This window comes from Alteromonas sp. AO-Serp (assembly GCF_017849675.1).
Lineage (GTDB): Bacteria > Pseudomonadota > Gammaproteobacteria > Enterobacterales > Alteromonadaceae > Alteromonas > Alteromonas macleodii.
Genome location: NZ_JAFLMX010000143.1, coordinates 1 through 11,560, shown reverse-complemented (window position 1 = coordinate 11,560; position 11,560 = coordinate 1). Strand labels below are relative to the sequence as shown.

At 43.5% G+C, this 11,560-nt stretch carries 9 protein-coding genes and 4 tRNA genes; 12 read left to right on the top strand and 1 reads right to left on the bottom strand.

All coding sequences use genetic code 11. From position 1 onward, the window contains the following. Window positions 1-50: 50 nt before the first annotated feature. Window positions 51-142: transfer RNA gene (locus tag QVA83_RS10410), tRNA-Ser, on the top strand. A 70-nt stretch (window positions 143-212) separates the two neighbouring features. Here QVA83_RS10410 and QVA83_RS10405 read toward each other — a convergent pair. Next, a complete protein-coding gene (locus QVA83_RS10405) occupies window positions 213-614 on the bottom strand; it encodes a hypothetical protein (protein WP_014949614.1) in 402 nt (133 codons plus the stop codon). A gap of 488 nt (window positions 615-1,102) precedes the next feature. On the opposite strand from QVA83_RS10405, the gene ovoA reads away from it, so the two are divergent. From ovoA to QVA83_RS10350, 11 genes are all read left to right on the top strand, one after another. Then, the gene (gene ovoA, locus QVA83_RS10400; protein WP_287498444.1) at window positions 1,103-3,154 is read left to right on the top strand and encodes a 5-histidylcysteine sulfoxide synthase; all 2,052 of its coding nucleotides are present in this window, start codon (window positions 1,103-1,105) and stop codon (window positions 3,152-3,154) included. Window positions 3,155-3,290: 136 nt separating this feature from the next. Beyond that, window positions 3,291-4,754, top strand: a complete 1,464-nt coding sequence (locus QVA83_RS10395) for an aminotransferase class I/II-fold pyridoxal phosphate-dependent enzyme (protein WP_287498443.1) — start codon at window positions 3,291-3,293, stop codon at window positions 4,752-4,754. A gap of 207 nt (window positions 4,755-4,961) precedes the next feature. Beyond that, window positions 4,962-5,690 carry a pirin family protein gene (locus tag QVA83_RS10390; protein ID WP_049588228.1) on the top strand — a complete coding sequence of 243 codons (729 nt, stop codon included), beginning with the start codon at window positions 4,962-4,964 and terminating at the stop codon, window positions 5,688-5,690. 180 nt (window positions 5,691-5,870) lie between these two features. Next, window positions 5,871-6,515 (top strand): UvrY/SirA/GacA family response regulator transcription factor, encoded by a 645-nt coding sequence (gene uvrY / locus QVA83_RS10385; RefSeq protein ID WP_014949610.1) that lies wholly within the window; start codon window positions 5,871-5,873, stop codon window positions 6,513-6,515. A gap of 31 nt (window positions 6,516-6,546) precedes the next feature. Further along, a complete protein-coding gene (uvrC, locus tag QVA83_RS10380; RefSeq protein WP_039227661.1) occupies window positions 6,547-8,364 on the top strand; it encodes an excinuclease ABC subunit UvrC in 1,818 nt (605 codons plus the stop codon). A gap of 123 nt (window positions 8,365-8,487) precedes the next feature. Then, the gene (gene pgsA, locus QVA83_RS10375; protein WP_014949608.1) at window positions 8,488-9,060 is read left to right on the top strand and encodes a CDP-diacylglycerol--glycerol-3-phosphate 3-phosphatidyltransferase; all 573 of its coding nucleotides are present in this window, start codon (window positions 8,488-8,490) and stop codon (window positions 9,058-9,060) included. A gap of 169 nt (window positions 9,061-9,229) precedes the next feature. Beyond that, window positions 9,230-9,305: transfer RNA gene (locus QVA83_RS10370), tRNA-Gly, on the top strand. A gap of 41 nt (window positions 9,306-9,346) precedes the next feature. Then, window positions 9,347-9,420: transfer RNA gene (locus tag QVA83_RS10365), tRNA-Cys, on the top strand. Window positions 9,421-9,479: 59 nt separating this feature from the next. Continuing rightward, window positions 9,480-9,566, top strand: a tRNA-Leu gene (locus QVA83_RS10360). Between the two features lie 217 nt (window positions 9,567-9,783). After that, the gene (locus QVA83_RS10355) at window positions 9,784-11,022 is read left to right on the top strand and encodes a tyrosine-type recombinase/integrase (protein ID WP_012518575.1); all 1,239 of its coding nucleotides are present in this window, start codon (window positions 9,784-9,786) and stop codon (window positions 11,020-11,022) included. Window positions 11,023-11,064: 42 nt separating this feature from the next. Beyond that, on the top strand, window positions 11,065-11,529 hold the full coding sequence (locus tag QVA83_RS10350; RefSeq protein ID WP_287498442.1) for a hypothetical protein: 465 nt from the start codon (window positions 11,065-11,067) through the stop codon (window positions 11,527-11,529). The last annotated feature ends 31 nt before the right edge of the window (window positions 11,530-11,560 follow it).

Below are 11,560 nucleotides of genomic sequence, written 5' to 3'. Positions count from 1 at the left end.
CAGATGTGTATATGAGTCTGACGTAAATCATTATGATAAGCGTCACTTCAGGAGAGTTGGCAGAGCCCGGTTTAATGCACCTGACTTGAAATCAGACGTGGGGTCAAACCCACCGGGGGTTCGAATCCCTCACTCTCCGCCAAATACGAAAAACCCGCACTTAGTTGCGGGTTTTTTTATGGGTCAAATAAAAACGTGCTGCTAGAACGTCTTCAACCAACCTCGTTACACGTTGTAGTGTCGATACTTATCACCGCATAAAAATCATTATTCTTATCGTTGTACAAATAATTAACTGTAATTCCATGTCGCCTAAAAATTTCTTGCGAGGGTGAAGTGCACACATACGGATAGAGCTTCTTTTGTTGTTCCTCTACAAATTGATTAACGCCTTTGTTTTGAGTCAACGTCATAGAGCGATAGTGATAAGTGATCTCTCCGTCACTGGTTGATAGGCGCTCCATAGTGAGTGTTGGGTTTACAATTAAAGGGGTACTCTTATTGCCTTTGCGAACGGCTTCATTGAGAAGCGCATTAGTATAGTTGTCAGCTGCAGTCGCGGGTGAACCGTACAACGAGAGCAGCGTTACTGCTATGTAAATTACTGATTTCATGTTAAGAAAAATCCTTTTTCGTTTCTGAAGGTGTGAAGGTATAAGCGTATAAGTATGCTGTTTACCGACGCAGCTTATTAGCCAACGTTGAATCGGGCATTTAGTAAGCTAGGTAAACGTAACATGATAACCAACGGTATCTCCATGCTTTTTATGATCACGAGCTTTAAGTTGAACGGTGTTTCACAGCATCATCGCAGGCATAAGTTTGTTATGAAATATTTTCTGATCTCATCCTGTCTGTATCTTGTAATTACAGGACATTCCATAAAAACCTAGTTATGTCGCGCTTTATTCATAAAAGCTTGGTATACATAAAGGGTTAGCAATCAACTGAAATCATTACGGCATTTTAAAGCGCTCTTCTTTTAGTCTTATGGCGCTGGTCCTACGCAGTTGGTAGTAATAACAAAAATCGAGAGGACATTATGCAGGCAATGCCCACACTTAATTTACGGGACGGAACAGTTGAGCAAAAAAGATAGGAAATTAAGGCTTATTTCCTCGATTCCTTTGATACCTACGAATCGCTTTTCTCTTGTCTTGCCAATGATGACGTATTTTATCAACGACCTGAAAAGTTGCGCCATCCGTTAATTTTCTATTTTGGTCATACTGCTACTTTCTTTATCAATAAATTAGTATTGTCTAAGGCAATAAACGAGCGCATTAACCCAAAATTTGAATCGCTATTTGCCATTGGTGTTGATGAAATGAGTTGGGATGATCTTAACGATGAAAATTACGACTGGCCGAAGGTGGAAGAGGTGCGTCAATATCGTAATCAAGTGCGCACATTGGTATGCGATTTAATAGATACCATGTCTTTCAGCATGCCTATTGACTGGGAAAGTCCAATGTGGCCCGTTGTTATGGGAATAGAGCATGAACGTATTCATTTAGAAACCTCATCGGTTCTAATCAGACAGCTACCCATTGCATCGGTACGCCCCAGCCCAGTATGGCCTGCATGTGGCACTATGCAAACTAATGCTGAAGCGTTAGAGGCTAATGTTTTAATGACCGTTCCGGCACAGAAAGTCATAAATGACAAAGCGTGGGACAGTGCTTATTACGGCTGGGACAATGAATATGGTTCTCAGCAAGAATCCGTTAGCGAGTTTAGTGCGTCTAAATTTCTTGTAAGTAATGGTGAGTATTTATCGTTTGTGCAAGACGGCGGCTATAACAACGCAAAATACTGGGAGGCTGAAGGCAATAAGTGGCGTGAATACACTAAAGCTCAGTATCCTGTATTTTGGATTAAAAAGGGTGATGATTATTTATATCGCAGCATGCTTGAAGAGCATCCACTACCTTTAGATTGGCCTGTGGATGTGAATTATCATGAAGCGAAAGCGTTTTGTAACTACTTGAGTGAAAAAACGGGTGATCTTATTCGTCTGCCGACTGAAAATGAATGGCAAGCGTTACGACAGCAGGCTGGTGTAACACAAACCGTATACAGCGAAGGATTCAACATAGCGCTGCAAAAGTATGCGTCGAGTGAACCTGTTAATGTTAATAAGTCCGGCGAATTTTATGATGTTGTTGGCAACGTATGGCAATGGACAGAAACACCCATCTATCCGTTTGAGGGCTTTATCGTTCATCCTCTATATGACGACTTTACAACACCAACATTCGACAATAAGCATAACCTCATTAAAGGCGGTAGTTGGGTATCTACAGGTAACGAAGCAATGAAAGATAGTCGTTACGCTTTTAGGCGCCACTTCTTTCAGCACGCGGGGTTTCGGTATGTTCAAGGAAAGCGAGTTATAGCAGTGAACGATTTTGATTATGAAAGTGATACACAGGTTTCGCAATACAGTGAATTCCATTACGGCGACGAGTACTACGGCGTCCCTAATTTTGCTAAAGCCAGTGCGCAGTTTTGTATTGACGCTATGCAAGGGCGTCAACACGCTAAAGCGTTAGATTTAGGGTGTGCCGTTGGTCGGTCTACCTTTGAACTTGCAAAATACTTCGATCATGTCGATGGCATCGATTTTTCTGCACGCTTTATAAAAACAGCGTTTGAGATGCAAGAGCGTGGTGAAATACGCTATAACCTTATAGAAGAAGGTGAACTTACGTCGTTTAAGGCGCGCAAGCTCTCCGCGCTCGGTTTAGATGACAGTGTAGACAACGTTGCTTTCGCACAAGGTGATGCGTGTAATTTGAAGCCGCAATTCACAGGCTACGACTTGATCTTCTTAGGCAACCTTATTGATAGAGTGTATAGTCCAAGAAAGGTATTAACGGACATGGCCACGCGGCTAAATAAAGGTGGATTGCTCGTTGTCGCCAGCCCCTTTACATGGTTGGAAGAGTATACCGAAAGAAGTGAATGGTTGGGCGGCTACAAAGATGAAAATGGTGAAACGCTTAGCTCTACTCAGGCGCTTGAAGATGCATTAGGTCAGAGCTTTAAACGAATTGCTGAACCTAAAGACATTCCATTTGTCATTCGAGAAACAAAGCGGAAATACCAACATACGCTTTCTGAATTTAACGTGTTTGAAAAGATAGAATAACACGGTGTCTATTAAAGTGTGTGTGCAATATAAAGTGAGCGCGGTACGCGTGTTTCGCGCTTAAAATATAATAGATTTCAGAAGGCCTTTAGCCAATAGTAAATGCGTAAGGCTATATAGATAGGATAATGTGAAGGTGAGCAACGCGCTAAGCCATCTCCCCGTGTTCAACGCTATGCAAAGCGAGTTTATGCCTTACAAGGATGTATGGCAGGCACCTTCTCACCTGAAACTCGATCAAACCCGTCTTAAATATTCAGCGATATTTCGCCGCTTTCAGGGCGCGTCTTCATCTCAAGCGAACGTTGTCGCGTCTCAGCAAGACCCTATTCCAATGTGGATAGCGGATATGGACATCCCGCCTTGTGATGAAATTCTCAGCTCGATTACACAAAACCTTCGCTCTACTTATGGATATCAGTCCCTTGATATCGGTGACGCGGTAGCAAAACGTTTTGAGCGTACCACGCAAAAAAGTAGTCGATTTAAAGTGGAAAGTGGCGATGTTGTGGATGTTGCGAGCGCAATAGGAGCAATAGACGTTGCGCTTCACACTTTTTGCCAACCTGGTCAAAAAGTCATGGTTTTAACACCAACCTATTCCCCATTAACAGAGACTATTAATAATAACGGCTTAACGCCAGTATCTATTCCAGTCATTCAAAACGCGCGTCAAATTCAGACTAAGCTTTCTGAAGTTGCCGCGACAAAGGGTAGCGACAAAAGTCGTCAGGAAGACGTCGAGGGTTCTAACGCAACTATAGATACTTCAGCCTTCGATAGTGCTGCGGCTGCATTCGTGATTTGCCATCCTAATAACCCTACGGGTACAGTGTTAAGTGCAGAAGAGCAGCGTGTTATTATGAGCTTCTGCGCCAAGAACGATATTTTAATGATCACTGATGAGGTGCACAGCGAGTTTGCATTTAACTCGTCAAATGAACCAACGCTAATCCCCATGTTTGGTGCAGAGGTAAGCAATAAGAGCGAGAGGCGCAAAGAAAGTCAAAACGGTGGTAACATCCATACTCATCAACTGCCACGCATTATCCACATCAATAGCGTATCCAAGGCGTTTAACCTAGCGAGTATTCCAGGTGCATCGTATGCGGTCATTAAGGATAAAACGATCAGAGAGACGTTTGCCCAAGCTATTAATAGCAGGCACCTGAACGCAAGTAACTTAGGAAAAGTTGCGTTGATTGCCGCCTATGAGAAGGGAAGTACTTGGATAGACAGCGTAAAAAGTGCGTTGAGCTTCAACCGAAAGCTTGTTGTGCGCTTCTTTGAGCACTATGGTTTATCTGTTAATTATACAATGGGCAGCGCTGGCTATTTCTTGTGGCTAGACCTTTCAACATTCCCTTCGCATTTAACACAGCCGAACAGTATCGCTTCTGTGGATGAAGCTCCTTTAGGTGACGCTTCTCGTCAACCTCTCAAATATTCACCCGTGACCACTGTGGAAGGATGTATTGAGCGAGGCGTGATAGGTAACGACGGCGCGACCTTTGGTTCTCCACACCATATTAGGCTAAATTTAGCCTGTCACCCTGCGGTTGTAGAAACCGCGCTGCAAAGACTGTGCTTTATTTCTTAGCGTAGCTTAACCCGCATCTGTTGACCGATAGTTAGTTTAATTCTAAATATTAGAATAATAAGCTCAAATATATGACATTTTATTCCTATTAAAGAGGATTAAAATGGCCTTATTAAATAATTAGCCCTTGACACATGTTCTATCGCCCAGCGTTACTCCTGTTGGGGAGAAGAGCCAGTGGCGGCTTACGGTTATAAGGAATACAAGATGATGTATTTGAGAAAAGCGAATGAAAGAGGAAAAGTGAACTTTGGCTGGCTAAAAAGCCAACATAGCTTTTCGTTTGGACATTATTATGATGCAAAACATATGGGGTTTTCAGCGCTACGGGTTATCAATGACGATGTTGTTCAGGCCGGCAGAGGTTTTGAAACCCACGGTCACAGAGATATGGAGATAATTTCATATGTTGTGAGCGGTGCTTTAAAGCACAAAGATAATACCGGTAATGAGTACGTAGTGCCTGCGGGTGACGTGCAAGTAATGAGTGCAGGTAAGGGTATAATGCATTCAGAGTTTAACCCTTCTACTGAAGAGCCTGTTAACTTTCTCCAAATTTGGATTGTGCCCAATGAAAAAGGCGGTACGCCCAGCTATGCGCAAAAAACCTTTGGCACACAGGCGGGTGGAAATAACCATGATTCAAAGCTTGAATTATTAGTAAGTGATAACGGTAGGGAAGGGTCATTACGCATTAAGCAAAATGCGGCAATCAGCCGTTTAACTTTGAAAGCTGGCGAAACATGGGAGCATGGCACTGAAGACCAAAAGGGTTACCTTCATATGATTAGCGGTAATGTACAGGCTGTGGTAGACAGTGAAACGAATGCAGTTGAAATAGAGGCAGGCGATGCTTTGGGTATTTACGAGCAAGACATCATTCGTCTGAAAGCCTCAGAGGAAAGTGTGGCCTTGTGGTTTGAATTACCTAAATAGCTGCCTAAAAGTAATCTAGATCAATAATTTAGTTTCAAATTGTGTATCTCTACTTCACGAATTCTTATCTCGTGGTATGATGACTTGGATAAGGTTAAAGGCTGGTAATACTTCTCATTAATGAGCATTATCAGTCTTTATTCCAGTTGTATGTAAAACTGAAGTCAGTGAGATACTAGAGTGATAAAAATAATCCTAGCAGATGACCATGATTTGGTCAGAACAGGGATACGCCGGATTCTGGAAGACGTAGACGATTTTACTATTCTCGCAGAAGCGAAGAACGGTGAAGACGCGGTACTTTTGTGCCGAAAAAACGCGCCAGATGTGGTACTCATGGACGTGAATATGCCCGGTATTGGTGGACTGGAAGCGACAAAGAAAATTGTTCGTATGTCTGAAAATACGCGTGTTATTTGTGTTTCAATGCACAAGGAAAGTCCTATTCCAATGCAAGTTATGGACGCAGGCGCATACGGTTTTCTGACAAAAGATGCAGAGCCAGACGAAGTAATACGCGCTATCCATAAAGTTGCGGCAGGACAAAAGTATGTTGATCAAGAAGTGGCCAATAGCATCGCCATCGGTAAGTTATTGCCTAGTTCGGATAATCCGTTTGACGAGCTATCGAGTAGAGAACTTACAATAGCAATGCGATTAACCGAAGGTCACAAAGTGCCGGATATAGCCCGAGAACTCAGTATTAACTCAAAAACGGTTAATACTTACCGTTACCGAATGTTTCAAAAGTTAGGCGTAAATTCTGATGTAGAGCTAACGCACTTGGCCTATCGTCATAAGCTTATCAATCCTAACACCTTTTAAGCGTCACTAGACGCGCAACGTCAAAGTGATTATGTCTGCATTTGATTCAGCAGCATTTCTTAAGAATCTAACCTCTCAACCTGGCGTGTACCGCATGTACAATAGTCAGGAAGAGGTTATTTACGTAGGAAAAGCCAAAAACCTTAAAAAGCGTGTATCAAGCTATTTTCGTAGTAATCTTGATAACGCCAAAACGCGTTCGCTAGTTAGTCAGATTGCGAACATGGATGTCACGGTTGTAAACAGCGAAACCGAAGCGTTCTTGCTTGAGAACAACTTCATCAAGAAATACAAACCGCGTTACAACGTGGTCATGCGTGACGACAAGTCTTATCCCTTTATCTTCTTATCCGACCACGAACATCCAAGGCTTTCTTTCCATCGCGGCCCTCAAAAGAAAAAGGGCGAATACTTTGGCCCATACCCCAGTGCGTGGTCGGTGCGAGAAAGCTTGCGTTCAATGCAGCGAATCTTCCCCGTACGTCAGTGCGAAGATAGCTATTACCGAGCACGCAGCAGACCTTGTCTTCAGTATCAGATGCAGCGCTGCAGTGCGCCGTGTGTAGAAGGCTATGTGAGCGATGAAGAATATAAAGAGCAGGTCAATTTTGCACGCTTGTTCTTGAAAGGTAAAAACCAGCAGGTCATTGGTGGGCTGGTGGAAAAGATGGAAGCAGCCAGCGAGGCACTCAACTTTGAAGCCGCTGCCCGTTACCGCGATCAGATTAATGCACTAAGAAAAGTTCAAGAACGACAGTGGGTTGCCGGTACTCAAGACGAAATGGATGTGTTTGGGTTTGCGTTCAAAGGCAATATGGCGTGTATTCAGGTAATGTTTATTCGTGAAGGGCAGTTGTTAGGCAGCAAGGCCTATTTTCCCAAAGTACCCAACACTGCCGATGAACAAGAAGTTTTTGAATCTTTCTTCCTACAGTTCTATCTGGCGGGTAACAAAGTTATTCCCAAGCAGATAGTACTTAGCAATACATTAACTGACGAAGACGCTATAGCAGATGTACTAGCCAGTGAAGCGGGACACAAGGTCCAGTTCTTCAAAGGGGCGAGGGAAGAGAAGCGCAAGTACCTGCAGCTGGCGCAGTCAAATGCGCAAACTGCGTTAGATGCTCAATACAGTCAGCAAAAGTCTGTGTTTGCACGCTATCTCGACTTAGAAGCGGCACTGGAAGTTGATACGCCTATTCAACGCATGGAGTGTTTTGATATATCACATACGTCTGGCCAGCAAACGGTTGCTTCGTGCGTGGTATTTAATCGTGAAGGTCCGCACAAAAGTGACTATCGCCGATACAATATAGAAGGCATTACCCCAGGTGATGACTACGCGGCCATGGCACAGGCGTTAAAACGTCGCTACAAGTCAGTGAAAGAAGTGCAAAAAATACCTGACCTTCTATTAATAGACGGTGGTAAAGGACAGCTTGCCCAAGCAGAAGCGTTTTTTGAAGATTGGCCCCATGATAAAAAGCCTATGCTGTTAGGCGTGGCAAAAGGCACCACCCGTAAGCCTGGCTTAGAAACACTAATACTGGCAGGTAGCCATCAGGTTCTGCCGATGGATAGCCATTCGCCAGGGCTTCACCTTATTCAGCATATTCGCGATGAATCTCACCGATTTGCCATTACTGGGCACCGCAACCGACGCCAGAAAGTTAAAACCACGTCGAGTTTGGAAAGCATACCTGGTATTGGTGCTAAACGCAGACAAACACTGCTTAAATTCATGGGGGGCTTGCAGGGTCTTAAGAAAGCCAGCAAAGATGAAATTTCAAATGTACCTGGTATAAGCCCTGAACTGGCGGAAACTATTTACGACCACCTTCATCAATAAATGAATGAGTAACAAGCAATGCATTACAAATTAAGGTAATGTGTTAGAAAAATGAAAGATGCAGAGCTTATACGCTACCGCGCTAAAACGCCTATAGAGGCATAACACCGAGACGTACTTTTTATGTGGACTGTTCCAAACTGTATTACTTTATTCCGAGTAATCCTTATTCCTGTATTTGTAGTTGTTTATTTTCTTGATTGGCGCTGGGCGCACGAGGCAGGCGCATTTATTTTTTGGCTTGCGGCAATAACGGACTGGTTTGACGGCTATCTAGCAAGAAAACTACAGCAGTCTACACCCTTTGGTGCATTCTTAGATCCTGTAGCAGACAAGCTCATTGTGGGCGCTGCTCTTCTTATGATTACTCATAGTTATGCAAACCTGTGGATCACGTTGCCATCTATTGCGCTATTGGTTCGTGAAATTTATGTGTCGGCGTTACGTGAATGGATGGGTTCGAATGGTGTAAGGGATGCGGTTAAAGTGTCTTTTATAGGTAAAGCAAAAACCACTGCGCAAATGTTAGCCTTAATTGGCTTGTTGTCGGGATTAGAAACCTTCATGGGTATCACAATTTATTGGGTTTCGTTAGGTTATATTCTTTTATATTTCTCAGCAGTGCTGTCAATTTGGTCAATGTTTGTTTATACAAAAGCGGCCTGGCCACACCTTCGAAGTGGCGCAGTAAAGTGAAATTGATCGTACATTAATCAAAGTGAATAAAAAAATAGCAAACGATCATAAAAAACCGCATTTATCTCAATTTAAACGCTTTTTTGTGTTGACAGTTTTGAATGGGTAGGTAGAATGCACCCCACATTTCGAGAGGACATCAACCAAACGAAATGGTCGATTAAGACATGCGGGAATAGCTCAGTTGGTAGAGCACGACCTTGCCAAGGTCGGGGTCGCGAGTTCGAATCTCGTTTCCCGCTCCAATCTCTTAGAGATGAGTTTTAATCACACGCCAGACGCATCTGGCGGAATGGCAGAATGGCTATGCAGCGGATTGCAAATCCGTCTATCTCGGTTCGACTCCGGGTTCCGCCTCCAAACGCTGCAACGCAGCATCAGGTTCTACGCCTGACACCTTTGCTGAAAAGCAACCCGATGCCCGGGTGGTGAAATTGGTAGACACAAGGGATTTAAAATCCCTCGCTGGTAACAGCGTGCCGGTTCAAGTCCGGCCCCGGGCACCATTTCATAGTTTTTAATAGTTTCTTACAGTCAATTTCACACTCTAAACTCCCTATTTTTCAGCATTTACAGTGTCTACCTGTATATTGTCGTCTATTGTCATCTCGTGGTACATGGTGCTACATTCGGTGCTACACAGATTCAATTACGACTAAATAGCACCAGCAAGTAAGCATGTTGGTAGCACCAGTCGATTAATCAGACGATAGGTAGCACCACATGCCCTTAACAGACATTCAAATAAAGCAAGCTCAAGCAAGCACAAAGGATATTTGGCTCACTGATGAGAAGGGCCTGCGCTTGCTCGTGAAAAAGAATGGCTCTAAGTACTGGCGTCTTAAGTATCGTTTTCAGGGAAAACAAAAGACATTGGCAATTGGTGTTTACCCAGAGGTGTCACTAAAGGATGCACGAGAAGCAGTTTCAGAAGCTAGAAGACAATTAAGAGATGATATTGACCCTAGCGCTATAAAGCAGGAAAAGAAGCACCTTTCTTCTGTAAGCGAAATAGAACTGTTTAACACACAAGCACGGCTTTGGTGGAATAAGCAAAAGGGCCAGTGGAGCGAGGGCCACGCTGCCCGTATTTGGACTCGCTTAAATGATAATGCGTTAAAGACGCTAGGCAAGCGGCCCATTGGTGAAATCACACCTCAAGACATAATTAGAACCGTTCAAAAAATAGAAACGCGTGGAGCGCTCGATGTTGCTCAAAGAGTACTTCAAGACATTAGGCGCGTTTGTCGTTTCGCTGTACAGACTGGCGTTCTACTCCATAACCCTGCTTCTGAGTTATCTGGAATACTGGAAAAGCGTAAAACATCGCATAGGGCCTCTTTACCAAGGGAAGAATTACCACAGTTTCTACGTGATTTAGATGCTTACCACCAGCAAGGCCGCTTACTTACCAAACTAGCTATTGAACTATTGGTACACACTTTTGTTAGACCTGGTGAGTTAGCCGGTGCCCGTTGGGATGAATTCGACTTAGAAGAAAAGCTATGGCGCATACCAGCGCATAGAATGAAAATGAAGTCTGATCACATCGTGCCACTTTCTAGGCAAGCACTTGCAGTATTAGAAAATACCAAGCCGTTCAGCGCTCGTTTCGAGTTCGTTTTTCCTTCTGAAAGAGACAGGTTTAAACAAATGTCTGACAATACAATGCGTATGGCTATTTTTCGCATGGGGTACGATGGTGAAACCAAAGGCAAAAGTAAAGCTAATCCTCATGGCTTCCGTGCTACGGCTTCCTCAATACTGAATGAAACAGGCTTTAACCCTGACGCAATAGAACGTCAGCTTTCACATATGGAAAGGAATGGGGTTAGAGCTGCTTATACCCACCATGCTCGTTACTTAGAAGAACGTAAAGAAATGATGCAATGGTGGAGTGACTACTTAGATAGTCTTAAGAATAACGGTAACGTTACGCCCATTTTTAAAAAACAAGCCTGATGAGTGTCGTACAGGGTCAATTAACTACGGTAGGGAATTAATATGGAAATCAATAACAGATTGAAGAGTTACTTAGACGCAGGTGAGCATGAGAGTCAGCTACTAGCGTTCACCAGTTTGTATAACACCATGCAGCTTGTGATAGATGGTGGTCGCAGCTATACAGACTCACAGTCTCAGACGTTATCAGAAACGCTCAGCTTAATGTTACCCGCATTTAAAAGTACGTTAACCCAGCTTGAAAGCATTGGTAAGGGTGATAGCTCTAAAGACCTAGCTTTAATCATTAGGACAAGAGAAGCTTCAAGTGCCCTAGCAGATGAAATGCTGGGAATTCTAGAAAACGGTGTATTCCAACAAAAAGATTCATCTACAGAGTATCAATCATTTAGAAGTGCCTGTTATAGCGTCAGTTCTCAGATATGTGACGCTTCACACGAATATCATGCGATTCTTCATAAGTATATCGACCCTGACTATAACGTGCTGACTATCACCGCAGCTTAGCCTCATAAACTGGCGCTAGGGTAGCTCCCGA

Coding starts and splice junctions, on each gene's coding strand:
- uvrC (WP_039227661.1), top strand. CDS start 6,547: ATGTCTGCATTTGATTCAGCAGCATTTCTTAAGAATCTAACCTCTCAA.
- QVA83_RS10350 (WP_287498442.1), top strand. CDS start 11,065: ATGGAAATCAATAACAGATTGAAGAGTTACTTAGACGCAGGTGAGCAT.
- QVA83_RS10390 (WP_049588228.1), top strand. CDS start 4,962: ATGATGTATTTGAGAAAAGCGAATGAAAGAGGAAAAGTGAACTTTGGC.
- pgsA (WP_014949608.1), top strand. CDS start 8,488: ATGTGGACTGTTCCAAACTGTATTACTTTATTCCGAGTAATCCTTATT.
- QVA83_RS10405 (WP_014949614.1), bottom strand. CDS start 614: ATGAAATCAGTAATTTACATAGCAGTAACGCTGCTCTCGTTGTACGGT.
- QVA83_RS10355 (WP_012518575.1), top strand. CDS start 9,784: ATGCCCTTAACAGACATTCAAATAAAGCAAGCTCAAGCAAGCACAAAG.